Below are 26,691 nucleotides of genomic sequence, written 5' to 3'. Positions count from 1 at the left end.
AACAAAAAGAAGATCAACGAGCAGAAACACACCATCCTTCAATTCAAACTTGATAAAATACTTTTAATAGGGGCAGATAATTCATCTACTATTTAATTTTATATTTGTTTTATGCGTAAACGTTTTCTACCAAGCCTATCCCTACTCGGGAAGATTATATTCGTGATCGTTGTATTATCTATTTCTTTGTTATTGAGGTACTTTTTAAGTCGGTAGTATATGCCTGATTTTTTCTCTTATATTTTTACTGAGGTTATTTGCGACAGTATCTGATGGGTTATTAAAAAGCTGTTCTTCAAACCCAAAAGAAGAAAGATAGGTTAGATTTATTACTATCGGTTTAACGAGTGGTAATTAGTCTCTATTTATTAATGCTTATTGAGACCAAGAAGCACTACACTTCTCTTTATTCCAGAGCTGAATTGATAGAACTTATTGGAGCCGTTGTTTGATTGAAAATAATCGACCAGACTGTTATAAACAAAAAAGCCGTTTTTCTCTTCAGAAAAACGGCTTTTTGTTTGGTGGGCCCAGCTGGGCTCGAACCAGCGACCAAAAGATTATGAGTCTTCTACTCTAACCAACTGAGCTATAGGCCCCCATTGTTTCTGCCTTAGCAGGGCGCAATATTAAGGCTTTTTCCTGAAATCACAAAATTTCTTCTGCATATATTTCCAAAGGTTTTTCTTTCTCTTTGATATACTGCGAGTTTAATTTTCAGGCTATTTTCTACGTTGCTTCTCTTTTATGATTAAACCAAGCTCACGACTCGTTTGTCCAGCAATAGAAGTATTTTCCTGAGCTCTTCTAAATAAGTAAGGCATCACAGCTTTTACCGGGCCATAAGGAACATATTTAGTAACATTATAACCAGCATCCGATAAATTAAAACTTAAATTATCACTCATACCTAACAGTTGCGCAAAATATGCGTGCGGATGATTATGCGGTACGTGATACTCGTCTAACAACTGGGCCAATACCCTGCAACTTTCCTCATTATGTGTACCACAAACAAAGGCAATATCACTGATATGCTCCATACAATAATTTAAAGAAGCATCATAATCACGATCTGAAGATTTTTTATCCGGTTGTATTGGTGATGGATAACCCATTTCCTCAGCTCTCTTACGTTCCTTTTCCATATAGGCACCACGAACCATTTTCACGCCTAAAATGAAACCAGATGCCTTGGCAATTAAGTGGTCTGCTTTCATATCAGCCAATTTATCATGACGATACATCTGATAAGTGTTATAAACAATAATACGTTCCTTATTAAACAAACGCATCATATCAATAGCCAGCTCATCAATAGTATCCTGTATCCAGGTTTCCTCAGCGTCAACCATAATAGGCACATTCTTCTCATAGGCAGTCCTGCAAATTTTCTCACAACGCTGTTTTACCTTTTCAAATTCAGCAAGCTCCTCGATAGTTAAAGCTTTTTTAGCATCTAATTTTTCCAGTAAACCAAAACGACCAATACCTGTAACTTTAAACACGGTAATAGGAATACGTTTATCACCTGCTGCACGCTCAATAGTTCTAATGATCTCTGCACAAGTAAAATCAAATACAGCTTCTTCATCTTCCCCCTCTACAGAGTAATCTAAAATCGTACCCACATTACCTAAAGCTAGCTGTTCAATAGTATGCTCGCATTCTGCGATGGTTTCTCCTCCACAAAAATGTTTAAAGATTGTAGCTTTAATGACGCCTTTAATTGGTAATCCTATATTCAGAAAAAGATTAGTAACCGGAGGGCCGACCTTTGTTAGAAAGTTACTGCTAATCACTTTAAATAGCCAATAAGCAGCGTTTAAATCTCCATTAGATTTATTACGGAAAGCAATTTCGGTATTATCGAAATTTAATACTTTCTTGGGGGATAGTTCCATTTACGAATGTCAGTTAGTCAATTTGACTGCAAAAGTATAAATTCCCTTGCTATTGGTGGTAAAACACTTTATAATTAATTGTAAGTTTGCGTTGCGATGATAAATTTTAAATTAGAAGGTGAATTTATTCCCCTCATTCAATTACTAAAAGCAACAGGACTAGTTCAAAGTGGTGGTGAAGCACAAACCGTTGTTGAAGATGGTCTGGTAAAATACAACGGAAAAGTTGACTACCGTAAAAGACTCAAAGTTCGTGTGGGTGATGTAATTGACTTTATGGGACAAAAAATAACAGTTATTTAATGAACAAACTAGACAGCGCCGGACATACTATACATTTTGAAACTCAGCTAACTCCTCTTAAAGAGGTATTTGAATCCGGAAAATACAGTAAAATATTTGTTTTTGTAGACAGTAACACTTCGGAGTTATGTGTCCCCCTATTTCGTGAGATGTTAGATGATTTCAATAATTTCGATCTGATAGAAACCGACCCAGGTGAGGAAAACAAAAACATTGATTTTTGTATAGGCATTTGGAAAACATTACTTGACTTTGGTGCCGACCGTAAATGCCTGATGGTTAATCTAGGTGGTGGTGTAATTACCGACATGGGTGGCTTTGTAGCAAGTACATATAAAAGAGGTATAGATTTCATTAATATTCCTACCACCCTACTTTCACAGGTTGACGCTTCAGTTGGGGGAAAAACCGGAATTGATGTTGACAATGTTAAAAACATGGTAGGTACGTTCACTCTTCCTCAATCAGTATATATTGAAACAGCATTTTTAAAATCATTGCCCGACAGGGAACTATTATCTGGTTTTGCAGAAATGATTAAGCATGGCTTAATTGTAGACCGCAATTATTATAATGAACTTAAGAACAGCGATTACCTGAGTATTGAAGCCCAGGCAATCTATCGTTCCGTAGAGATAAAAAATGAAGTAGTTACTGAAGATCCTCATGAGAAAGGTTTAAGAAAAATCCTAAACTTCGGACATACTATTGGGCATGCAGTTGAAACTTATTCACTCATTAATGATAAAAAGCCTTTAACACATGGTGAGGCTATTGCCGTTGGAATGATCTGTGAAGCTTTCCTTTCACAGAAAAACAATACATTAAGTGTCGATGACTTAAATGATATAACTGATTATCTCACTAAATTATATCCAGAATACCATATAAAAACAGAAAGCTTTCCTCAATTAATGGAATTCATGCAGAGCGATAAGAAAAATGAAAATGGACAAATCATGTTTTCTCTGTTGAGCAGCATTGGTAAATGCGATTATAATTGCAGAGTTTCAGAAAACGACATTTTAGAAAGCTTTGCCCATTTTAATAACATCGCAGGGTAATAGAACTTTATAAAGTTTTGAACTCCAGAACACATTGAATTTGCAACAAAAAAATATTTTTTATATTTAATATTTGACAAATTAAATTTTGTTGCTATATTTGGCGAAACGAACAAGAAAAGAACGAAATAAAAATAAGATGAATAACATCACTACATATTGGTTTGGTTACTTCTACTACTTTAGTAAGAGCCGGGACTAATATGCACTGATATCATCACGATAAATGTATACGAAAAGTCCCGGCCAACCGCCGGGACTTTTTTTGTTTAATGCAAAAAACAAACTATAAAAGGTAAAATTAACCACAATGGAACAACCAATAAGAGTAGCAATTCAAGGTATCAAAGCATCTTTTCACGAAGAAGCAGCTTTCAAATTTTTCGGAAAGGACATTCAGACCATCGAGTGTAGTTCTTTTAAACAAACTTGTGAAAGCCTTCAAAACAAAGAGTCAGACTTTGTAATCATGGCTATTGAAAACTCTATTGCAGGTAGTCTTTTACCAAACTACTCTTTAATCCGCGAATACAATTTCGCAGTTGTTGGTGAGGTATACTTAGCTATTCAACTTCATCTTATGGCTTTGCCAGGAGTTAAATTTGAAGATGTAAAATTTGCAACTTCGCATCCTATTGCCCTTCGCCAGTGCGTTGATTTCTTTTATGACTACCCACATATCCAGGTAATTGAAGGTAATGATACTGCAGCTTGCGCTAAAAAAATCAAAGAAGAACAATTAACTGATACTGTTGCTATTGCAAATACACTTGCTGCTGAATTGTATGGATTGAATATCATTGAAAGAAGAATTGAATCAAACAAGAAAAACTTTACCCGTTTTCTGATTCTTAAAGCTGATAAAACAGAAGAATTAAAAAATATAAATAAAGCTTCTATCTGTTTTCAGGTAGGTAACACTGTTGGTGCTTTATCTAAAGTACTAAACATCTTTGCAGAACAACAGGTGAACTTAACGAAAATTCAGAGTATGCCTGTTCTAGGAAAACGCAATGAATATCATTTCTATGTTGACCTTGAATGGAAAAACATGGAAAAGTATGACAAAGCTGTACGCCAAGCCTTGAAATACACCGTAAACTTTAATATTATGGGCGAGTATCAGAAGAATGATCAAGTATAATCTTCAGTAAACACAGCCTTCGTAAAATAAAAACAACAATTTAAACCCCAAAAAAATGAAACTACAATTGAACATCCAGCCATTAAGCTCATGGATTGACACCAAAAACGAACCCTTAATTATCTCTGGTCCTTGCAGCGCAGAAACAGAAGAGCAATTATTAACTACAGCACATTTATTAGCCGCAACAGGAAAAGTATCTGTTTTAAGAGCTGGTATCTGGAAACCACGTACTCGTCCGGGAGAATTTGAAGGTATCGGAAGTATTGGTTTAGAGTGGTTAAAAAGAGCAAAAGCTGAAACTGGATTACCTACTGCAGTTGAAGTTGCAAATGCAAAACACGTTGAAGAAGCTTTAGCTGCTGGCGTAGATATCCTTTGGATTGGTGCCCGTTCAACAGTAAACCCTTTTACAGTACAGGAAATTGCTGATGCTTTAAAAGGTGTTGACATCCCGGTATTGGTTAAAAACCCAATTAACCCAGATTTACAATTATGGGCTGGTGCATTAGAGCGTATCAATCGTGCTGGTATTACTAAATTAGGTGCTATTCACCGTGGTTTCTCTTCTTACGAGAAAAGCTCGTTCCGCAACGAACCAATGTGGGAACTTGCTATCCAATTGAAAACATTATTACCTGATCTGCCAATCATCAATGATCCAAGTCATATCTGTGGTAACCGTGAGCTAATCCCTTACATCTCTCAGAAAGCATTAGATTTAGATATGCAAGGTTTAATGATCGAGTCTCACGTAGATCCTTCTATTGCATGGACAGACGCTAAACAACAGCTTACTCCTGCAGCTCTTGGTGAACTTGCTGAACGTTTAACTGTTCGTGAACCAGAATCTCAAAATGAAGTATTCACAGATCAACTTGCTGAATTACGTAAACAAATTGACAAAATTGATGATATTTTATTGCAAAAGCTTGGTGAGCGTATGGCAATTGTTGGTAAAATTGGCGAGTACAAACGTGATAACCAGGTAACTATTTTACAAGTTAATCGTTGGGATGCAATCATTAGAAAAGGTACTTCATTTGCAAAAGCATTGAAATTAGACTTAAACTTTACTGAAAAGTTCTTAGAACTTGTTCATGGTGAGTCTATCCGTAAACAAACTGAAATTATGAATGCTGGTAAAGCTGAAGAGGGAATTGCAGCAGAAACACATACAGAAGTTAAGGCGTAACAATGAGCAAAAACGCAATTGTTTCTTTTAAAGGGATTAAAGATATAAATGCTGAAATAGCCCTAACGGGTTCAAAAAGCGAAAGCAACAGGGCGCTGATCATCAGTGCCCTGTCTCAAGGCATTGTTAAAGTAGCTAATTTATCTGATGCCGTTGATACGGTAACCCTAAACAACATACTTAGTCAGGTAAAAGCAGGTCGCAATAACAATTCTTTTATTACTGTTGATGTAGGTCATGCAGGAACGGCAATGCGTTTTTTAACAGCATACCTTTCTATTGCAAATGGTAACTTCCATCTTACAGGTTCTGGAAGAATGAAAGAGCGTCCGATAAAATTATTGGTTGAAGCATTACAAAAACTGGGTGCAAGCATTAAATACGCTGGAGAAGATGGTTTTCCACCCCTGGATATCAGCAGTAGTTTTGCGCAAAACAGCCGTACTGTAAAAATTCAAGGTGACATCAGTAGTCAGTATTTGTCTGCACTATTAATGATTGCCCCTTCACTTCCACTTGGTCTTTCTTTAGAAATAGTAGGAGAATTAACATCCAGACCATACCTGGAAATGACTTTAAGCATGCTTCAGGAAGCTGGCATACAACATCAGTGGGAGAACAATACCATCCACATTGATAAGCAAGCTTTTAAGGCTTGCGAATTAATTGTAGAGCCTGATTGGAGTGCTGCATCTTACTGGTATAGCATTGTTGCCCTGTCCGATCAGGGAAGCATTTCATTGCCACACTTAAAAGAAAGTAGCTTGCAGGGAGATAGCGCAATTAGAAACATTATGGTTCCTTTTGGCGTCCGTACCTCACAAACTCCTAATGGAATAGCGTTAAAATCAGGAACATCTGTTGCCATAAACGAAGTATTAAACTTAAAAGACTGTCCTGATCTGGCACAAACCATTATCGTTTGCGCAGCAGCAAAAGGCCTCAATCTTTCATTTACAGGATTGGAAACTTTAAAAATTAAAGAAACCAATCGTGTACTGGCGTTACAACAGGAACTAGCCAAAATTGGCGTTACTTTAACGGAAGATAATGAGGTATACACTCTAGATTGTACTCAATTAAGCTTCCCAAAGAAAGTTCAGTTCCAAACTTATGATGACCATAGAATGGCTATGGCCTTTGCTCCATTAAGCTTGTTCATTGATGAAATAGAGATGGAAGATTACCAGGTTGTAGAGAAATCATATCCTGATTTCTGGAAAGATCTGGAGAAAGCAGGTTTTACAATAAAAGAAATTTAAAACATTAAAATCATAAATCTATATGGCAGGTAATACATTCGGTCAGTTATTTCGCATCACCACCTTCGGTGAATCACATGGAGTAGCTATAGGTGTTATTTTAGACGGTTGCCCGGCAGCTTTACCTATCGACCTGGATTTTATCCAGTCGGAATTAGATAAACGCAGACCTGGACAATCTAAAATCACAACGCAGCGTAAGGAAAGTGATACTGTACAGATTCTATCTGGCACCTTTGAAGGTAAAAGCACAGGGACGCCAATAGCTATGCTGATTCCTAATGAAGATCAGCGTAGTAAAGATTACAGCCATAATACTGATGTATATCGTCCTTCTCACGCAGATTATACTTATGATGCTAAATATGGTATTCGTGATCACCGTGGCGGTGGCCGTTCTTCAGCAAGGGAAACTGCTGCACGTGTAGCTGCTGGAGCTATTGCCAAGTTGTTATTAAAACATCATGGTATCGAAATTTTTGCACATGTTTCAGCCGTAGGTCAGATTCAGGCACCAAATTTAAGTCATAGTGATATTCCTTCATTGCTGGAAGTAAGAGAAGAAAACATCGTACGCTGCGCTGATCCTGCAACTGCGCATCAAATGATTGAGTTCATTGATGGAGTTAGAAAAGATGGAGATACAGTAGGTGGAAAAGTAAGCTGCATCATTAAAAACTGTCCTGTAGGACTTGGAGAGCCTGTATTTGATAAATTACATGCTGACCTTGGTAAAGCCATGCTCAGCATTAATGCTGTACATGGCTTTGAATACGGGTCTGGTTTTAGTGGTAGTGAAATGAGAGGTTCTGAACACAATGATATATTCCTGGCCAATGAGGGGCAACCTAAAACACTCACTAATTTTTCTGGTGGTATACAAGGTGGAATATCTAATGGCATGGAAATCGACTTTACTGTCGCTTTTAAACCAGTTGCTACAATTATGCATAACCAACAAACTATTAATGCAGCAGGTGAAGCAGCAGAGATTAAAGGTAAAGGCAGACATGACCCATGTGTAGTGCCAAGAGCTGTTGTGATTGTTGAAGCAATGGCAGCTTTGGTTATTGCAGATCATTTGCTAAGAAATAACTCCAGTAAATTAAGTTAGATATTCACTGCTTAATTAAAAAAATGCCTGTGTACGATGAGGACATGTAAAATCTTTCCTTCAAAGATTTTGAGTCCGAACGGATACAGGCATTTTTTTACCTAAAAAATAGCAGGATATTTACCTGGGTTACTCTCATTCATCATGCTATAAACTGCTTCAATTACATCATCAACAGATGGCTTACTAAAGTAATCTCCATCCGATCCATACGGAGGACGATGTGCTTTTGCACTCAATGTTTTAGGTTGTCCATCCAGATGATAATATCCTTTCTGTTCTTCCAATATTTGTTGCAATAAGAAAGCTGTTCCACCACCAGGTACATCTTCATCAACCACCAATAATTTGTTGGTTTTTGCTAATGATTGAGCACAAATTCGCTCTGTATCAAACGGTAACAAAGTCTGAGGGTCTACAATCTCTATGGAAATTCCAAATTGCGCTAATTCCTGTGCCGCTTCCTCTACAATTCTTAAAGTTGAACCATAAGATACAACTGTAATATCAGTACCCTCTTTAATTATTTCAGCCTTCCCAAATGGAACAGTGAATTCACCTATATTTTCAGGGAGCTTTTCTTTTAAACGATACCCATTCAAACACTCGATCACTAATGCCGGTTCATCAGAACGGAAAAGGGTATTATACATACCTGCCGCCTGTGTCATATTACGTGGTACACAAATATGCATACCTCTTAATGAACCTAAAATCATACCGATCGGAGAACCTGAATGCCAAACACCTTCCAGCCTGTGTCCACGGGTTCTAATAATTACAGGAGCTTTTTGACCTGCTTTAGTACGGTATGATAAACTTGCCAGATCATCACTTAATACATTTAAGGCAAATAATAGATAATCCAGATATTGTATTTCGGCAATCGGACGTAGTCCACGTAAAGCTAGACCTATACCCTGCCCTACTATAGTCATTTCTCTAATGCCAGTATCTGTAATCCTTAAATCGCCATACTTAGCCTGAAGACCTGCAAAACCCTGGTTTACATCACCAATGGCACCTAGATCTTCCCCAAAAGCAACAAGTCTCTGGTCACGTGAAAAATTAGAATCAAAGCAAGCATTTAACAATTCACGTCCATCCACCATTTTGCTATCTTCATGATATGCAGGTTTTAGCTCATTCACTAAAAACGGACTTTCAGCCCCATCAGTAAACAATTTTGAGTTGTATCTATCTTCATTTAATCCAATCTGCTCATTGTACCAATTTAAAAGACTACTTCGCGCCGAAGATGTATCTCTAACTGTCAATCGTAAAGCCTTTCTTGCAGAAGAAATTACTTCTCTTCTCTGTGCATCCGGTGTACCTGCTAACAGACTGGTGATTCTTAACAATGTAGGATCGCCGTTAGCCATACTGGTGATCAATGCGATAACCTCATCCTTTTCAGTTTTTATTGATGCCAAAAACTCGTTCCAGGCTTCTCTCTGAGTTTCACGAATCAAGGTTTTGGCTTTAGCTTCCAACTCTAAGATTTCTTCTTCAGAAATGATTGCTGATTCCAGCATCCATTTACGCATCTGAACAATGCAATCATATTCCTTTTCCCACTCTAGCCTGGCTTTATCTTTATACCGTTCATGAGAACCAGAAGTTGAATGTCCTTGCGGCTGGGTTACTTCAGTAACATGAATCAATACAGGAACATGTTCCTCCCTACATACGTCTATTGCACGTTGATAAGTTTCACATAAAGCAGGATAATCCCAACCTCTAACTTTAAATATTTCGTAACCAGCACCATTTTCATCGCGCTGAAAACCTTTTAATATTTCAGATATATCTTCTTTAGTAGTCTGGTACTTTGCAGGAACAGAAATTCCGTAACCATCATCCCATACCGACATGGCCATTGGCACTTGCAAAACACCAGCAGCATTAATGGCTTCAAAAAACACGCCTTCAGAAGTGGAGGCATTTCCTATAGTACCAAATGCTACTTCATTTCCTTTTACTGAGAAATTCTTTAAATATTCGAGTTCAGGATTTTGTCTATATAATTTAGAAGCATAAGCTAAACCTACCAATCTAGCCATTTGTCCACCAGTAGGTGCGATATCAGACGAACAGTTTTTCATATCTGTCAAATCTTTCCAGCTTCCATCTTCATTTATAGAACGAGATGCAAAATGGCAGTTCATTTGTCTGCCTGCAGAAGCAGGATCGGCTTCTAAACTTGGGTTAGCATATAATTGTGCAAAGAATTCCTTAATGGTACAAATCCCTGCTGCGAAAGCAAAAGTCTGATCTCTGTAATAACCCGAACGCCAGTCGCCATTTTTAAAGGCTTTCGCCATAGCAATCTGAGGTAGCTCTTTACCATCACCAAAAATACCAAACTTAGCTTTGCCTGTTAATACTTCCTTTCGTCCTAATAAACTAGCCTGTCTACTCTCAAACGCAATTTTATAGTCGTTTACAACGATGGTCTTGAAGTCATCAAAACTTAACTCCGAGGTGTCTATTGGATTAGTGGTAAGTTTACTATTTGGCATCATAAGCAAATCAATTATGCGGCAAAGATACACAAAATCTAAAGTATGACTTAACTGTGTAGCCGAATTTATATAATGGAATACTTTTTGTTTTATAAATGAAAACATTAAATTTGTTTTAAAACAACATTAAAATGAAAAAACTAATTCTGTTATTTACGCTAATCCTAGGTATAAGTGTTGCAGTCAATGCACAGTCGAAACCAGCTGAATTCAAGTTTGAAAAAGAAACACATGACTTTGGTAAAATTCCTGTGAATAAACCTGCTACATTTGAATTTAAGTATACTAACATTGGTGATCAGCCTTTAATTATTACTAAGGTTGAGACTACATGTGGATGTACAGTTCCTGAATACACTCAGATTCCAGTTAAAAAAGGCGAATCGGGATCAATTAAAGTTACTTACAACCCTACAGGTGGAGCACTTCCATTTAGCAAAAGCATTACAATTACTTCAAATGCAAAAACTACTACTAAGGTATTATACATTAAAGGCGAAACTGTAGCAGCGGCATCTAAATAGAAATCAGAAAAGATATTTGATTAAAACCTCGTTAATCAACGAGGTTTTTTAATTTTGTACCCTTTAGAAAAACTAACTTATTAATTTTTCATTATGCCAAATATTTCAGAAAAGGGCTTCCAAATGCCTGCTTCGCCTATAAGAAAACTAACACCATTTGCTGATCAGGCAAAAAGGGAGGGTAAAAAAGTGTACCACCTGAATATTGGTCAGCCTGACATTGCTACACCTGAAGGAATGCTTAACGCTATTAAAAACATTGATTTTAATGTTTGGGCATACACCCCATCAGAAGGAACTCTTAGTTACAGAACTAAGCTTACAGAGTACTACAATAAATTAGGCTATAACATTACGCCTGAAGATATATTGGTTACTGTTGGCGGATCTGAAGCGATTACCATAGCTATGCAGACCTGTATAAACGAAGGTGATGAAATTATCATTCCGGAGCCTTTTTATGCAAATTATAATGGTTTTGCCTGTATGAGCAATGTAGTTGTCAAACCTATTCTGTCTCATATTGAAAATGGGTTTGCACTTCCGGAAATTGCTGAGTTTGAAAAACTAATTACAGATCGTACAAGAGCAATCATCATTTGTAACCCTAATAATCCTACGGGTTATTTATACTCAAGAGAAGAATTGGAAGCTTTAAAAGCTTTATGCGTAAAATATGACCTGTTCCTACTTTCCGATGAGGCTTATCGCGAATTCTGTTATGATGGCAGAGAATTTATCTCACCAATGCATTTGGAAGGCTTGGATGAGCATGTAGTTATCATAGATACAGTTTCAAAAAGATATAGTGCTTGTGGTGCAAGATTAGGTTGTTTAATCACCAAAAACAAAGAAGTAATCAAGTCGGGATTAAAATTTGCACAAGCAAGACTTAGTCCGGGAATGGTTGAACAAATTGCAGGCACTGCAGCTGTTGATACTCCTGATAGTTATTTCGAAGCGGTAAACAAAGAATATACCTTGCGCAGAGATACATTGGTAAAAAGATTAAATGCAATTGAAGGTGTATTTTGTCCCAACCCAGGTGGTGCCTTTTATGTAGTAGCGAAATTACCAATTGATGATGCTGATAAATTCTGTCAGTGGATACTGGAAAGCTTTAATAATGATGGACAAACCGTAATGATGGCTCCTGCTACTGGATTTTATTCAACAGAAGGATCAGGAAAAAACGAAGTCAGAATGGCTTATGTACTTAATACCGAAGACCTTAATAAAGCTATGGATTGCCTTGATATTGCTTTAAAGCAATATCCTGGTAGAAGTATGGCATAATTTTAGTATTTTTGTATCCTGATGGTTGGAAAGGAGTTGTTAACCACACACCATCAGGACATACTGGGGCCGTTTTGGATTTGACAGGGTGATGCTAGGTATGTTAGCATGCAGTGCGTTGTACGGAGAGCACTTAAAGTGAACGTTCACACTATAATTGGCGAAAATAACTACGCCTTAGCTGCTTAATTTAGAATTAAATAGCTTTTGTCCCTCTAACTGCTGCGATGTTAGGTTAGAATATGGGGCATCGAAATAACAACGCTGGCAATTGTAAGGTGCGATACAGTTGTGAGATAAAGCACCTAAGGTGAACGGTTAGGTCGGTTTCCAGCCCGCCAGATCCCTACAATTAATTGGAAAATAAGCATGTAGAAGGCATAATTTATCGCACGACTGGACAAGGGTTCGAACCCCTTCGGCTCCACAAAACACAAAAAGCAGCTCATTAAGAGCTGCTTTTTGTGTTTACAGAGTTTTGATTTTACCGACTTTCTTTACTACGAAAATAACCTATCATTTTATTCTTTAAATCTTTAGCGACCTGTTCATATTTTTTGTCAGCTGCAACATTAAACCTTTCCCCAGGATCTTCCTCATAATCATACAATTCATCACCAATAATAGAAGATGCCTTAAATGGCAGATTACTTCTGAAATTCTCCATCCAAATCGTGTACCGATATCTTTTTGTCCGAAGTGAATACCCCATAACTTTCGACGAAGCATCAACCATTCGTTGAGATTCCATACCAGTGGAACTCCGTGGGTACTGACTTATTGCAAAATCTTTGATTGATGAATTAGGATTTTCCATCAATGGAACCAAACTTTTACCCTCTAAATGGTTTGGTACTGGAATTCCTGCCAAATTACATAATGTGGGAAAAACATCTACAAATTCCGAAAGGGAACTGGTAGCGGAGGCTTTAATATGAGGAGCCGAGAAGATCAATGGACTACGGGTGGCTTGTTCATAATTAGAATGCTTACACCATAAGTTATGATCACCTAAATGCCATCCATGATCACCCCAAAGAACAATAATTGTATTTTTACTTAAACCTAATGAATCAAGCGTGTTTAATAAAATGCCCACCTGGGCATCTGCGTAAGAAACTGCAGCATAGTATCCATGTATCAGCTCTTTTTGTTTATCTAAAGGTAAGGTTATGCCATAACTTTTCTGATCAGTATTAGAGAGGATAGGTGGAATATCTGTATAAGCTCTGAGCTCTCCCGAATTATGATAAGCTACATCTATTGCATGATTTGATTGCTCCTGAAACTCTGCAACAGGCATGTCATCCCGCTGATAGAGATCCCAATATTTCTTTGGTGCATTAAAAGGTAAATGAGGCTTAGCTAAGCCCACCGCAAAAAAGAAAGGTTCGTTTTTCTTTTGGAGTTCATTTAAAATATCCTTTGCCTGAAGCATATTGGCTCCATCAATATAAGCATGATCAGGTACATCAACACTTTCCATAGAAGGCCTGATAGTAGCTAACAACTCCAGATCTGTTAAAATCTTTCCGTTATCGTCCCTCCTCTTTTTTTCAACCAAGGCCTTAGTCTCTTTCGCCTGGTAATAATTTAAAACTGTCTTCCCTGTTGATGCTGCATAATATTTATTATCTGTTTGGTAATATGGGACTGTCCAGCTCACTTTATCCAAATCCTTATCCACACATCTTGGATCATAAATTTTACCGATAGCCTGGGTGGAATATCCCTGAGCCGCAAAGTGTTGTGGAATGGTCAAAATATCAGGATTCATATCCCTCATCTTTGTTTTTAGATCCCATACCTTGGTTACATCAGGACGCATTCCAGTCATTATACTGGCTCTGGTTGGACCACAGACAGCCTGCTGGCAATAATTACTTTTAAAAACCGTACCCATTTTAGCTAAACGGTCTATATTAGGTGTTTTAATTAACTGATCGCCATGACAACCTAAAATAGGTTTCAAGTCATCAATAGCAATAAACAAAACGTTAGGCTTCTCTGGCTTTTGCGCAAATGTCTTAAAGCCAAATAAAATCAAAATTAAAAAAACGATAGCCTGAATGGTTTGAACTCTTAAAATCATAATTGTACTATTATTTTTTGATTAGCGTATCCAAACGAATTTATAAGAATCTTGCTTAAAACAATTTTAGTTCTGTTTTAAAAACTATTGAATTTGATGAATGAAAAATAATTAATACTACAAATATCCAGAGCGATCCTGAAATGACGTCTTTTTTTCATATAATTGAATACTAAACAGTAGCCAAACTAACTCTCTAAATAAATGAAAATTAAAACTCTTTTAATCCTCTCCCTGTTATTTTCCGTAAAATTAAATGCACAGGTTACCGTCGACAATGCATGGAGTAAATTCTTACAAAATGACCGTCTGTCATCAAGAAATTTATTCTTACAACTAGCAAAAAATCCAAAAACACAAGATGATGCGAACATAGGCTTAAGCCTTATCTCTGAAATGGATAAGCCAGAAAATGAAGCTTTTACATATCTAAACAAATTATATACAACCTCAAAAAAATCAGAACCCTATTTGTTTGCATTGTGGGGAAGCCCGGCAAATTATCTTGGCTACCGAAAATCACCAGCACAAATGGCTTTCTACAATAGCCTATCTCAAAGAAAAGATGTTGATGGAACTTTATCTGCTATGGCCCTTTCTCTTGCTGGAAGACACTATCAGGAAATCAAAAACTATGAGATGGCCAATAAGGCTTATGGTCAGATTGGTGAACTCGAAAATTGGCTTATTACCGGTGAGTTTGAAAACATTTCAACAAGTGGGTTTGATAAAACATACGAAGTAATTGATCATCCTGAACTGAATGCGGTATTCTCCGGAAAACGAAACCGTAAGTTTGGCTGGCGAACAGTGCCATACAACCGATTGGATAAATGGTTTGATTTCACCTATTACAACAATTACAAAAATGCAGTTCAGTTTGCACAAACTTTTGTGAAAAGCCCAGCAAATATAACTGCCGAATTAAGAACAGGTGTTTCCGGCTCTGTTAAAGTATGGGTTAATGATCAGCTTATACTCAGCGTGGCAGAAGAAAGAAATAACGATCTTGATTCCTATATCAATTCAATTAAACTAAATGAAGGTTATAATAGAATCCTTGTTCAAATAGGAGAAAGTTATGCCGACAGATCTAATTTCATGATTCGATTAACGGATCAAAAAGGAATACCACTTTCCAACATCACTACAACTACCACTCCTCAAAATTACACAAAAGAAAACAGTTACATTTCGACCAAAATAAAACCTACAGCTTTTAATTATTTTGAAACTGAGCTAAAAAAATCTCCAAATAATTATCTAAATCAATTAATGTTGGCAAGACTTTACCTCCGACAAGGTGATATATTTGAATGCCGCAGTTTGCTCGAAAAACTAAAAAACCGCTTCCCAAAAAGCACTTATCTGAACATGATGATGATTGAGCTTTTTTCAAAAGCGAATAACAGAACAGGCATTGAAATGCTTCAGGAAGCTATAAAAACAAATGATCCGGAATCTTCATATGCTCTTGAACTTATGTACAATGAGTATCTTAACCAGAAAGATTACAACAATGCAACAGCAACCATCGCGAAACTGGAAAAGATATATGGTGAGAATGACAATATCTTCTTAAAGAAGATGAATGTTGCTGCTAAACTCCAAAACCAGCAGGAGGTAATTACATTGGCTGAAAGGTCATATGCGTTATTCCCTAATTCGGTTGATATCGTTGGTGTTAAATACGCAGTCGAAAAGGAAATTAAAAAAGATCCAAATGCGATTACTATTCTGGAAAAATACATAGCAGAAAATGATGATTATGCATCTGCAAAATACCTTGCGGGAATCTATTTTGATAAAGGAGATAGCGAGAAAGGTCTGGCAATATACAAAGATGAACTAAAAAATAATCCCATAGCATTTGGGGTATATTCAGATCTTGCCGCACAGTACCATAACCTTCAGCAATATGACAATGCCGAAAAAATATATTTGCAGGCACTTCTAATTGATCCGAATCATGCAGATACCTATACCTCACTTGGGCTCTTATATAACGTTAGTAAACAAAAAGAGAAAAGTATTGAGGCTTACAATAAAACACTTCAGATTAGTCCAAACAATTATGAGGCTATCAGATCTCTTAGAAGGTTACAGGAGAAAAAAGCTGTATTCGATTATTTTGTACAACCAGATATTAAAGCCATAATCAATGCTGCTCCAAAAGCATCTGATCATCCTGATGATCAGGTAATCGTATTAAATAGAGAAGTGCAAAAAGTTGTATATGAAAATGGTGGATCTGAAGAAAAACATTTCGAGACGACAAAAATACTTACCCAAAAGGGATTAGAATCCTATACCGAATACAATATCCCCTACAACAATGATCAAAGTTATAATATCGAAGTTGCGGAAGTTATAAAAGTAAATGGGACTAAAGTACCTGCAGAGCAAAATGGAAACAACCTCGTATTTACTAATGTTGAAATTGGTGATGTAGTTAATCTTCGATATACCATCGAAAATTATTTTACCGGACAAATGGCAAGTCATTTTTCCGATTCTTTTTATTTCTCAGATGGCTTGTCTTTTATTAATAAAAAATATTCATTATTAATTCATCAGGAAAAGCCATTCAAATACGTATTCTCTCAAGATGCTATTGTTCCTCAAAAAAACAAAAAAGATGAATTTGATCTGTATATATGGCAACAAGGAAACCAAAATGCTTTAATTTATGAAGACAAAATGCCTCCATCAGAAGATGTAGTTAATAAGTTGTATCTATCCTCTATCCCCAACTGGCAATTTGTATCTGATTGGTACAACAACATTGCAACAGCAAAAGCACGTAGCAGTTACGAAGTTAAATCTACTGTAAAAGAACTCTTTCAAAATCAAAAGAATGCAGATCCTTTAGCAAAAGTTAAAACAATCTATAGTTATATCACCCGGAATATTGCCTATAGCTCGGTGCCATTCAGACAAAATGGAGTAATTCCTCAAAACCCATCTACTGTGATCAACACACGTATTGGTGATTGTAAAGATGTTTCCACCCTATTTGTAGCAATGTGTAAAGAAGCCGGGATAGAGGCAAATTTAGCCTTAGTGAGTACCAGAGATAATGGCCAAAGCACCTTACCGCTGCCTAGCATAGACTTTAATCACTGCATCGCAAAAGCAACTATAAACAATCAGGATTACTGGCTGGAACTTACCTCAGGAAATCTGCCATTCAATACATTCAGCACTGGTTTTATAAATTCAAATGTACTTGAAGTAGGAACTAAATCTAATGAACTGATCAAATTTAATCCTCGAATAAGAGGCTACAATACGTTGAATTACCAGACGGGAATAAAAATCGAAAATATGGATATGGTAATCAGTGAAACAAATCAAAATACAGGCTCTGCTGTCAGCTATGTTCGTTCGTCTTATAATGACATGAGTAACAAAGATCAATTAAAAAAGATGAAAACAGACATCAGCGCTACTTATCCGGAGAATGAAGTCTACTCACTTAATTTTAAAAATCTGGACCCTGCAACCGCAACTTCAGATACACTGAGTGCCCAATCTTCTTATAGACTCATTAATGTGTTTAAGCCTGTTGCGGGAATGTCTATATTCTCCATCCCATGGTCCAATAAAATCCCCGCCTCTATTTTACAAATGGTACCAAACAGAAAATTTGGAATTGACCTTACTCAAATCTTTAGTATAGATGAGTCCAATGAACAATTAACACTAGAACTTCCTGCAGGTAAAAGCATGGTACAGCTACCTAAAAACTTAAATCTTTCAAATGATTTTATAGATTTTAGTATTGAAAACCAACAGATTGAAAACAAGATTATATTGAAACGAAGATTTCTCTTAAAAAAGGACATAGTACCTTTAAAGGAAACCGAGGCTTTCAATGCATTTTTCAAGCAAATAGTTAATGCTGATGACCAGCAACTGGCCATAAAATAAACGCTTAAAAACTTATATTATGAGAAACTTTTTTGTCTTCGTTCTTCTGCTTAGCAGCTCCTTTACATCAAAAGCACAAGAAAAAAATCATAAATTCTCCAAGACTATTGTTATCGCGACTTACCAGTATTCCGATAATGACAGATTGAAGAATATCCAACCTTTAGCTGCCAATTTAGAAAAAAAGACAGGATATAAAGTAGTAAGCAAGAGTTATCCGACAGTCTTTAGCCTGATTACTGCACTCAATGAGAATAAGGTGGATTTGGCACTTATCAGTACTTTCGGTTATATGCTTTTTGATGCCAGCAATGAAGTTTCCACAATGGAAGCTGTTGCTGCACTGGAGGTGAAAACTGGGGAAAAAGACAATTACAAAACTGCCTTCGTTGTGCCTTGGAATTCGAAGATCACTTCATTTGAAGCTATCAAAGGAGAAGCCAAAAACATGAGACTGGCATTAGTTGCCGAGGGCTCTACTTCAGGGAATTTAGTGCCTAGATTAATACTTACAGGGGCTGGGATCATTAATGCTGAGACTCAGTTTCAATCAGTAAATTATGTAAAAACGCATCAACAAACGATTCAGACAGTGGCTAGTGGCCAGGCTGATCTTGCTGCAATGGGCAGTGTTGATTATTTTTCATTTATTGCTAATAAAGAGAATGATAAAAAAGTAAGATTAATTAAAATGTCTCCAGAAATCCCTTTGGGACCAGTATTGTTAAATAAACAATTACCACAGCGATTGAAAACAGAAATTGTTACCATTCTGTTGAAGTTACATGACCAAAATCCAGCAGTACTTTCTTCTGTAAAATCTGGTTGGTCTGAGGCTCGTGATGCTGAACGTTTTATAGCAATCGATTCAGGTTACTATCAACCGTTCAAGTCAGGCCTTGGCAGTCCGGATGAACTATCAAGAATCATAAAACAATTTACAAAGTAAGTTTTATGCTGCCGCCTGGCGATTATATTTATGCTTATAATCCATAGGAGACATACCCGTTGCCTTCTTAAAGGCAGTTCTGAAAGCTTTTACATCTGCATAACCTACTTCGTACATCACCTCATTTATATTCTTTGAAGTGTTTTCAAGCTGCTTCTTGGCAGCTTCAACTTTTACCCGCTGAATATATTCAGCAGGTGAATTGCTTGTTGCTTTTCTAAAACGTCTTTCAAAATGGCGCCTGCCAATGGCAAACTTATCTGCAAGGATATCTACAGATAATCCGTTAGCATAGTTTTGTTCAATAAATTCCTGAGCCTGTTTAATAGGTTCATCCTCATGTTTCTTCTGACCATTAAACATCACAAATATCGACTGACTTTGGCGATCTATTTCAATAGCGAAATACTTGGCTGTCATAATAGATATCTCTCTACCAGCATATTTCTCAATGATATGTAACATCAAATTCAGATAAGATGTTGCACCTCCACTGGAATAAAGCCCTTCAATCTCTGTAATAATACTCCCCTCGGTCATGGATACTTCCGGAAACATTGACCTGAACTCATTGGCAGAAAACCAATGTGTAGAGCATGATTTTCCATTCAGTAAGCCAGTCGATGCCAGCAGAAATGCACCGAGGCAAAAGGAGGCCACTTCTGCTCCTTTCTTATATTGATTAACGATCCATGGTATAAAATCTGCATTAAGATCAATTGTAGATTTCATATCACCTGATAATGCAGGTATAATGATAAGGTCTGTTTTTTCAAGATTAGAAATTATAGTATCAGTATTCACTGATATCACTCCGTTGCTAAGTGTCACCTTTTCAGTTAGCCCCACCAACTGAATGTCAAATACGGGTTCTTTTCCAGCATTCACCAAAAACTGGTTGACAACAGTAAAGATGGCTTTGGGATCCAATATTGTAGAAGGAACAGCTTCATAGGGCACTAAAATCGATATCTGTTTCATATGGCTTTATTGAAAACAATATATGCTGAGTTTTACATTGATCAAATTTAAAGAATTAATTAATACTGATCTATTAAATAAATACGAAGAGTCGCAAATGGCCCGTAATGTAGTCGGGTTTATACAGTATCGACCCTATAAATCTCATCTACCTTTGAATAACAAAAAAAATTGTTTTTTGAAGACCTGGATAACATATCCGGAAGATCATGTATACAGAAGTTAAATGAGGAAGATCATTTTGTCAATTAATATAACCGAAGATGGGTTTGTCGCTGATCCTGACGGTAGCCTGGACTGGCATTTCCCATATTGGAATCATGAAATGTGTAACTCAATGAGCCGAATACTAAGCGAATGCGATACTGTATTACTTGGAAGAAATACCTACAATGCATTTGCCGGATACTGGATGCTTAAGGAGAATGATCTAAGTATACCTGCAATGGATGTCCCCATGGCTTACATGATGAACCTCTATAGCAAAGTGGTAGTTTCCAGTTCATTGAGCAGACTCCCCTGGAGGAACTCTCATCTAGTTAATGGAAATATACTACAAGAAATTAAAAAACTAAAAGAGCAGCAAGGAAAGGATATAATTGTATTGGGTAGTTGCCAGTTGGTATCCCTTCTAATTCAACATGATTTATTAGATGAGTATTATATATGGATTCACCCTGTTACAATTAGAAGTGGGAAACAACTATCTAAGCTGACAAAATATCTGGCTAAACTAAAACCCAGCAATGTAGAACAATTTGATTGTGGCGTAGTCAAACAGGGGTTTATAAAATAAGCCTACTTATGAGATTTATCCAATCTCGATAGCAGTATCCTTTTTAAGCTCTTTAAGCACAAAACTACTGCTCAGTTTAGATATATTAGCAATAGACGATATTTCTTCAATCACAAAAGAATGATAGGTATTTACATCTTCTACCGCAATTTTGAGGATATAGTCACTACTTCCTGCAATACACATCACTTCCAGAACTTGCTTAAATTTTATAATAGAATGTTCAAACTCTTTTAAAGCGGCTATTGATTGCTCCTTAAGTGTCACTGTGCAAATAACCATGAGGTGCTTACCTAACTTCTCCCGATTAACCAATGCAACATACTTATCAATGTATCCTTCATTTTCAAGCTTCTTTATTCGCTCATAAGTCGGGGACTGGCTGAGTCCTATTCTAGAGGCAATCTCTTTCACATGAAGTGAAGAGTCCCTTTGTAAAAGGTTTAGGATTTTTATATCCATTATATCTAATGCAGCCATAATATTGTGGTTAAGCTTTATTCATCATCTTTTACCGATTCCTTATCTTCTGTGGCCTGATTGTAACCCTGCGTATACTTAATGCTGCCCCAGGCTGTTAACATCAATATGATGTCATCGTCTTTTAATGGGCCAGAAACCTGACTTTGGCAGTACACTAAAAATTCATTTTCTGTCATAATTGATGCAAATTAACAAGAAAAAAGAATGAGATTGAAAATAAAAATGTCTACTGATGAAGTAACTTAGCCTTTACATACAACATTTGGCCTGTAAATTGGTTACTTTAAAATATGGTTAGATTAATAAGAATTATTATAATTTTGGCAGTAATCGGGTTTATTGCCTGGTTAGTTACTTCAAAGTGGAGTTTAAAAACAACCGTTGAAAGTAAACATCAGCTTTTAGTTGACCGGGTCGAAGCTATGGGTAAACTTGAACTGGTAAAATATCGCATCAGCGATGTGCTGGAGCACAAAAACAAAACACCATTTTTACCTGATGCCAGTGTATTATTGATCATCAAAGCTGATGCCGTTGGCTGTATTGACCTCACTAAAATTAAATCAGAACATATACAAGTATATGGAGACTCTGCAGTAGTACAACTTCCTCAACCAGAAATTTGTTATATCAAAATTGACCATAAAGCTTCCCGTGTATATGATACTAAAATGGCCTTTTTCAGAGAGGCAGACCTTGTTGATGAAGCATATAAAAGTGCTGAACAACAAATTTATAACGAGGTTCGTAAATCTGATATCTTACAACAAACGCGTTCAAATGCACTCCATGTATTAGCCCCTATTTTAAAAGGCTTGGGTTACAATAAAGTCACCTTAACTTTTGAACAAAAAATATTCGAAAAACATTAAGTTTGTATAAAACATTTCGCTTTCATTTATGACCATTAAAAAACTATTCTCGCTATTCATTCTCCTTGGTACATTTAATTGTGCCATAGCTCAAAAGAAACAAAACACTTACTTTTATAAAAACAATAACAAAAGAGTTTACAGTATCGATAGTGCTGATTTCATCAGGATCATTCAAGAGCCTGATAGTGGTTCTAATTATTTTAAGTTAATTGAAGCTTATCCGGATGGAAAAATTAAAACCAGAGGTAGCTTGTCGTCCTTTAGTCCTCTAAGATATGAAGACCAGTACATTTCCTACTACAAAAATGGAAAGAAACGTCAAATGACAACTTATAAGAACAATATAATTAATGGTCCAATATATTATTACTTTGAAAATGGATTATTAAATAAAATGGTCGAAATTAAGCCTTCACAAATAGAAAAAAGCAAATCGAATAATCGCTCACGTGAAACGGATACACTTGTCATGTATCAGGCTGATTCTACCAATCGCGTTATGGTTCAAGATGGAAATGGTCGTGTCACTATGAATATTTCTTCATATGACGGTGCTATTTTGGATGGCGAATATAAAAATGGGCTTAAGTATGGCATCTGGACTATGAAAAGCAACGATGGCATTTACAGTTATAAAGAAGAATACCACGATGGAAAATTTATCACTGGAGAAAGTGAAGTTAAAGGGATTAAATCTAAATACACTTCTCTCTATCAACCCGCTACCTTTAAAGGAGGGATGGATAATTTTTATAGCTATATAAAGAGATCAGTAAATTATCCTAAGGATGCAATGAAAAATGACATCCGGGGAAAGGTGTTTTTAAGTTTCATTATTGATACCGATGGTTCCCTTACAAATATCGAAGTCATAAGAAAATTGTATCCATCACTAGATACTGAAGCCTTAAGTGTAATAGAGAATTCACCTAAATGGATTCCTGCAAAAATACATGGCCTTCCAGTCAAAATGAAATTCAATGTCCCAATTTCATTTTCCTTCACTGAACAGCATTCTCCATTTCCACCAGAGAATAAACTCAATAATCGCAGAGGCTTTTAGTTTGGCACGAAAGTAGATTCAATAGTTTATAAATTAAAAGATTATGAATTTACCATCAATTAGAAGGGTTAATTTTAAAAAAGTGAAATCGGATGTACGACAAGGTTTTAAAAACCTTGCAGAAGGTGGATTTAAACAGATCTTTAATCAGATTAATCAGCTTAACATTAAAAAAGGTGTCGACAGTATGGGTATTGATAAATTCATCAATCAATGTGCATTACTGGCTGCTGGTTCTGGCGTAATTACTGGCGTTGGCGGCATTGGCACCATGCTCATCGGAACTCCATTAGATGTCATCAATCTTATTACTCAGCAATTCAGAGTAACCTTAGCAATCTCTTATCACAATACAGGAACCTACAAAATCAGCTTTGAAGATTTCTTTAAAATTGTAGCAAAGTCAGTTAAGGCAGATACAAAACTTGCAATCAGCAAAAATGTCATGGAGGAAGTAGCTGAACGTATACTTTTAAGTCTTGGGTCAAAAGCCAGCAGACGCTTGGTTCCTATTGTTGGCGGACTGATTGGTGGAACAATAAACTACCTGTTTATTAAAGGAGTAGCGAATGAACTAAGGCCTAAATCTCTTTAATATCCGAGTGTTTTATCCATCCAGCACTTCCATTAGGCAAAGTAACCTTTATCCAGTCTGCATCACTATCCAGTATGGTTACTTTGGTACCATCATGAATTACGAATAAAGTTTTTTGTTTACTGTCTGGACCGCTTTTAACATCAGCTGATCCTGCAAATACAATCCCCTGCTTATTATCATTCAGATAATGAAATTGAACACTAGACATAATCAGGAAAACAATTCCTAATAGCAAGGTCGTGATGCCTGAATAAAATGCTGCTTTCTTAGGTAAGGGCGCAACTAAAAAGAGATAAGCTATCAAAAAACCAAAGCCTCCAATAAAGCACAGTACAGTAAGAACAGATAGCGTATTTAATGAAAAGAAATAAATAAAAGCTTTCCACCATTTAGTCAGAAAAAACTCGGGTACCACTTCTATCCTATCCGTAATTTTAAGATTAGCCAATTGCAGGTTTAACTGAATATCAGCATCTCCAGGACTAATTTTCAAGGCTTTCTCATAATTTAAAATCGCTTGAGAAATTTCTGAAAGCTTGTAATTTGCATTACCCAGGTTAAAATAAACCTCGGCCGATTGATACCCTGCATCCAATACTTCCTGATAAGCTATTGCAGCCTCTTTAAACTGATTTTTAGCATAAGCAGCATTTCCTTGCTTAAATAAAGCTTCTGCATCGACTTCCTTTGCCGAGCCACAAAATGACATGGTCAATAAAAGCAGGCAGGTACAAAAATTATATTTTAATAAATTACGCATGGTTCTCAATGTCGTTAATGATACTTTTAGCCTTATCAAATACTTGTTGTTCAGCAGATACTCCCATCGGAGCATATCTGGCCATTTCACATAAGTCTAGTGTATCTGTCAATTGACTAATCAATTCCTCTTTTATCCCAGCTTGAGTTAACTTCTCTACTATATGCTCTTTATTCAACTCAGCAGCAGGTATATTAAACTTATCACTAAGGTATTGATACAAGCCTTTATAAACATCCTGATAAAACATGGTTTTATTTCCTGCTGCTAATTGCTTTTGCGCATTCGCAAGATGTTTAGTTGCAATTTTATTTGCATTTCTTCCTTTTACCTTTACCTGATCTCTATTTTTTTCTCTGTATTGATTTCGATAAATAAATGCACCGATAAATAACAATGGGCCCAGGAAAAGCAAAATATAATAAGTACCCGATCCGAAAAAAGCACTTCCCTTTTTATACAGTCCAGAAGTATTTGTTTTGATATAGGAAATATCCTTAGCCAACATTTTAATATCTTTCTGATTACCTGAAGAATATGCGGTAACATTAGATCCTGGAGCACCTTTTGCAACTTTTAATTCAAAAGGTCCGGCATTAAGCGTTACATACTTTCCTGTGGCAGGATTAAAGTAAGAGAATTTTAATGGTTCAATGGTATAATTTCCTTCATGCCTCGGAATCAACAGATAAGTATAATCTCTTGTCCCACTAACACCACTCATACTCTCGGTAATACGGTCATTAATCTTAGGATCATACTTCTCCAGATCTGCAGGAAAATTCACCTGGGGCGCTTTCAATAGTTTAAGATTACCTGAACCGGTAATTTTAAGGTTATAATTTAATGCTTCATTAGCTTTAAGCGAAGATTTATCTACAGAACCAACTATAGAAAACTGCCCAACAGCGCCATCAAAGCCTTCTGGTTTACCGGCATCTGGCAATGGCTTTACATTAATCGTTACTGGTGCTGTTTTCACCTTATACTTTACATCCTCATAAGAGCCTCCTCCAAAAAGCTGTTCTATAGGATCATTAGATGGTACCGTGGTGCGTACCAGAAAAGTCATGATCAATGGATCAAGTGTTAACTTGCCAAAACGCTCTGGAAATAAAATGATTTCTTTTAATACTGCAACATGATACCTTTGTCCGTTATATTCCTCTTGTTTCCAGTCTATATTATTAGATCCCTTTATTTCCTGGCTCCAAAAACCATTAAAATCAGGTAATTTATCTGCTTCATTTCCTACAATAGGGATATTTGTATATAGCTTGTAGGTGACAGCAATCTGCTCTCCCTGATATACATTCGTTTTATTGGCAATAGCCCGCATAAACAACCGTCCTGAAATATCAGATGATTTACCACTTGGTGACGCTCCTGATTGTCGCCCCCCTGCCCCAGACGGCTGTTGTTGTTGAGTTCCAGCTCTACCCTTTGTCACCTTGATCCGTAAAGGGTTAGATTTATAATCTCTACCATCCACAGTCATCGTAGCAGATCCTATGGTATATTCTCCCTCTTTGGCGGCCGACAATACAAAACTGATTGTCATACTCGAAGTGGTTTGTCCGTTCACAGAACTCTGACTAAAAGCTTGATTCGGACCTGATAAAACATTAAATCCGGCAAATGATGGCCGATCAAATGATGAAATATTCCCACTTGTTGTAAAATAAACTTCAAACTGTTCTCCCGCTGCCACTTGAGTTGAGGAGGCGGTAGCAGTAACTTTAGAGCCTTGTGCAAAGCTAAAGGCCGACCATAAAAGCAACACCGATAATAAATAATACCTAATTTTCATTCTATTCGCGCTATACTCCT

General features: G+C 36.6%; 22 protein-coding genes, 1 tRNA gene and 1 other RNA gene. 15 read left to right on the top strand and 9 right to left on the bottom strand.

Translation table 11 applies throughout. The features are described 5' to 3' along the window. Positions 1 to 522: 522 nt before the first annotated feature. A tRNA-Ile gene (locus WC623_RS08675) sits at positions 523 to 599 on the bottom strand. Between the two features lie 123 nt (positions 600 to 722). Beyond that, the gene (locus WC623_RS08670; RefSeq protein ID WP_372849999.1) at positions 723 to 1,904 is read right to left on the bottom strand and encodes a proline dehydrogenase family protein; all 1,182 of its coding nucleotides are present in this window, start codon (positions 1,902 to 1,904) and stop codon (positions 723 to 725) included. A 96-nt stretch (positions 1,905 to 2,000) separates the two neighbouring features. Here WC623_RS08670 and WC623_RS08665 point away from each other — a divergent pair, with 96 nt between their 5' ends. From WC623_RS08665 to aroC, 6 genes are all read left to right on the top strand, one after another. Beyond that, the gene (locus tag WC623_RS08665; RefSeq protein WP_372849997.1) at positions 2,001 to 2,207 is read left to right on the top strand and encodes an RNA-binding S4 domain-containing protein; all 207 of its coding nucleotides are present in this window, start codon (positions 2,001 to 2,003) and stop codon (positions 2,205 to 2,207) included. Beyond that, positions 2,207 to 3,271, top strand: a complete 1,065-nt coding sequence (gene aroB, locus WC623_RS08660) for a 3-dehydroquinate synthase (protein WP_372849995.1) — start codon at positions 2,207 to 2,209, stop codon at positions 3,269 to 3,271. The genes WC623_RS08665 and aroB overlap by 1 nt, the downstream gene beginning before the upstream one ends. Positions 3,272 to 3,581: 310 nt before the next feature. Beyond that, positions 3,582 to 4,415, top strand: coding sequence for a prephenate dehydratase (locus tag WC623_RS08655; protein WP_372849993.1), 834 nt, complete (start codon positions 3,582 to 3,584; stop codon positions 4,413 to 4,415). A gap of 55 nt (positions 4,416 to 4,470) precedes the next feature. Beyond that, on the top strand, positions 4,471 to 5,610 hold the full coding sequence (locus WC623_RS08650) for a chorismate mutase (protein ID WP_372849991.1): 1,140 nt from the start codon (positions 4,471 to 4,473) through the stop codon (positions 5,608 to 5,610). Between the two features lie 2 nt (positions 5,611 to 5,612). Continuing rightward, positions 5,613 to 6,872 (top strand): 3-phosphoshikimate 1-carboxyvinyltransferase, encoded by a 1,260-nt coding sequence (gene aroA / locus WC623_RS08645; protein WP_372849989.1) that lies wholly within the window; start codon positions 5,613 to 5,615, stop codon positions 6,870 to 6,872. Between the two features lie 22 nt (positions 6,873 to 6,894). Next, positions 6,895 to 7,986: a chorismate synthase gene (gene aroC, locus WC623_RS08640; protein WP_372849987.1), complete on the top strand. Its 1,092-nt coding sequence runs from the start codon at positions 6,895 to 6,897 to the stop codon at positions 7,984 to 7,986. Positions 7,987 to 8,087: 101 nt separating this feature from the next. Here aroC and WC623_RS08635 read toward each other — a convergent pair whose 3' ends face one another. Next, entirely contained in the window at positions 8,088 to 10,511 is a 2,424-nt protein-coding gene (locus WC623_RS08635; RefSeq protein ID WP_372849985.1) for a thiamine pyrophosphate-dependent enzyme, read from the bottom strand. A 131-nt stretch (positions 10,512 to 10,642) separates the two neighbouring features. Here WC623_RS08635 and WC623_RS08630 point away from each other — a divergent pair, with 131 nt between their 5' ends. The 3 genes from WC623_RS08630 (at position 10,643) to ssrA (ending at position 12,761) form a co-directional block, all read left to right on the top strand. After that, on the top strand, positions 10,643 to 11,035 hold the full coding sequence (locus WC623_RS08630; RefSeq protein WP_349786278.1) for a DUF1573 domain-containing protein: 393 nt from the start codon (positions 10,643 to 10,645) through the stop codon (positions 11,033 to 11,035). 93 nt (positions 11,036 to 11,128) lie between these two features. Next, positions 11,129 to 12,331, top strand: coding sequence for a pyridoxal phosphate-dependent aminotransferase (locus WC623_RS08625; RefSeq protein ID WP_372849983.1), 1,203 nt, complete (start codon positions 11,129 to 11,131; stop codon positions 12,329 to 12,331). 65 nt (positions 12,332 to 12,396) lie between these two features. Next, positions 12,397 to 12,761: a transfer-messenger RNA gene (ssrA, locus tag WC623_RS08620) on the top strand. A 54-nt stretch (positions 12,762 to 12,815) separates the two neighbouring features. Here ssrA and WC623_RS08615 read toward each other — a convergent pair. Further along, positions 12,816 to 14,423: a sulfatase gene (locus WC623_RS08615; protein WP_372849981.1), complete on the bottom strand. Its 1,608-nt coding sequence runs from the start codon at positions 14,421 to 14,423 to the stop codon at positions 12,816 to 12,818. A gap of 204 nt (positions 14,424 to 14,627) precedes the next feature. Between WC623_RS08615 and WC623_RS08610 the strand changes: the two genes are divergently transcribed. Together WC623_RS08610 and WC623_RS08605 are read left to right on the top strand one after the other, a co-directional pair. Further along, positions 14,628 to 18,356: a DUF3857 domain-containing protein gene (locus WC623_RS08610; protein ID WP_372849979.1), complete on the top strand. Its 3,729-nt coding sequence runs from the start codon at positions 14,628 to 14,630 to the stop codon at positions 18,354 to 18,356. 19 nt (positions 18,357 to 18,375) lie between these two features. Continuing rightward, entirely contained in the window at positions 18,376 to 19,305 is a 930-nt protein-coding gene (locus WC623_RS08605; protein WP_372849977.1) for a phosphate/phosphite/phosphonate ABC transporter substrate-binding protein, read from the top strand. Positions 19,306 to 19,308: 3 nt separating this feature from the next. Here the strand turns inward: WC623_RS08605 and WC623_RS08600 are convergent, their stop codons facing one another. Continuing rightward, on the bottom strand, positions 19,309 to 20,286 hold the full coding sequence (locus WC623_RS08600) for a GlxA family transcriptional regulator (RefSeq protein ID WP_372849975.1): 978 nt from the start codon (positions 20,284 to 20,286) through the stop codon (positions 19,309 to 19,311). 226 nt (positions 20,287 to 20,512) lie between these two features. Between WC623_RS08600 and WC623_RS08595 the strand changes: the two genes are divergently transcribed. Beyond that, the gene (locus WC623_RS08595) at positions 20,513 to 21,082 is read left to right on the top strand and encodes a dihydrofolate reductase family protein (protein WP_372849973.1); all 570 of its coding nucleotides are present in this window, start codon (positions 20,513 to 20,515) and stop codon (positions 21,080 to 21,082) included. Between the two features lie 15 nt (positions 21,083 to 21,097). Here the strand turns inward: WC623_RS08595 and WC623_RS08590 are convergent, their stop codons facing one another. Both WC623_RS08590 and WC623_RS08585 read right to left on the bottom strand, forming a co-directional pair. Then, a complete protein-coding gene (locus tag WC623_RS08590; RefSeq protein WP_372849971.1) occupies positions 21,098 to 21,562 on the bottom strand; it encodes an Lrp/AsnC family transcriptional regulator in 465 nt (154 codons plus the stop codon). A gap of 17 nt (positions 21,563 to 21,579) precedes the next feature. After that, positions 21,580 to 21,741, bottom strand: a complete 162-nt coding sequence (locus WC623_RS08585) for a hypothetical protein (protein WP_372849969.1) — start codon at positions 21,739 to 21,741, stop codon at positions 21,580 to 21,582. A gap of 114 nt (positions 21,742 to 21,855) precedes the next feature. Here WC623_RS08585 and WC623_RS08580 point away from each other — a divergent pair, with 114 nt between their 5' ends. The 3 genes from WC623_RS08580 to WC623_RS08570 are packed head-to-tail and all read left to right on the top strand — an operon-like array spanning position 21,856 to position 24,098. Continuing rightward, positions 21,856 to 22,437: a DUF4230 domain-containing protein gene (locus tag WC623_RS08580; protein ID WP_372849967.1), complete on the top strand. Its 582-nt coding sequence runs from the start codon at positions 21,856 to 21,858 to the stop codon at positions 22,435 to 22,437. A 28-nt stretch (positions 22,438 to 22,465) separates the two neighbouring features. Continuing rightward, positions 22,466 to 23,503 carry a TonB family protein gene (locus WC623_RS08575; RefSeq protein ID WP_372849964.1) on the top strand — a complete coding sequence of 346 codons (1,038 nt, stop codon included), beginning with the start codon at positions 22,466 to 22,468 and terminating at the stop codon, positions 23,501 to 23,503. Positions 23,504 to 23,546: 43 nt separating this feature from the next. After that, positions 23,547 to 24,098 (top strand): hypothetical protein, encoded by a 552-nt coding sequence (locus tag WC623_RS08570; RefSeq protein WP_372849962.1) that lies wholly within the window; start codon positions 23,547 to 23,549, stop codon positions 24,096 to 24,098. On the opposite strand, the gene WC623_RS08565 is transcribed toward WC623_RS08570, so the two are convergent. Continuing rightward, the gene (locus WC623_RS08565) at positions 24,085 to 24,861 is read right to left on the bottom strand and encodes a tetratricopeptide repeat protein (protein ID WP_372849960.1); all 777 of its coding nucleotides are present in this window, start codon (positions 24,859 to 24,861) and stop codon (positions 24,085 to 24,087) included. The genes WC623_RS08570 and WC623_RS08565 overlap by 14 nt on opposite strands. Further along, entirely contained in the window at positions 24,854 to 26,671 is a 1,818-nt protein-coding gene (locus WC623_RS08560) for a BatD family protein (RefSeq protein WP_372849958.1), read from the bottom strand. The genes WC623_RS08565 and WC623_RS08560 overlap by 8 nt, the downstream gene beginning before the upstream one ends. Between the last annotated feature and the right edge of the window lie 20 nt (positions 26,672 to 26,691).

Origin of the sequence: Pedobacter sp. (assembly GCF_041645105.1) — a bacterium.
In the GTDB taxonomy this organism is placed as follows: domain Bacteria; phylum Bacteroidota; class Bacteroidia; order Sphingobacteriales; family Sphingobacteriaceae; genus Pedobacter.
This window is presented reverse-complemented; position numbering and strand designations above follow the sequence as displayed.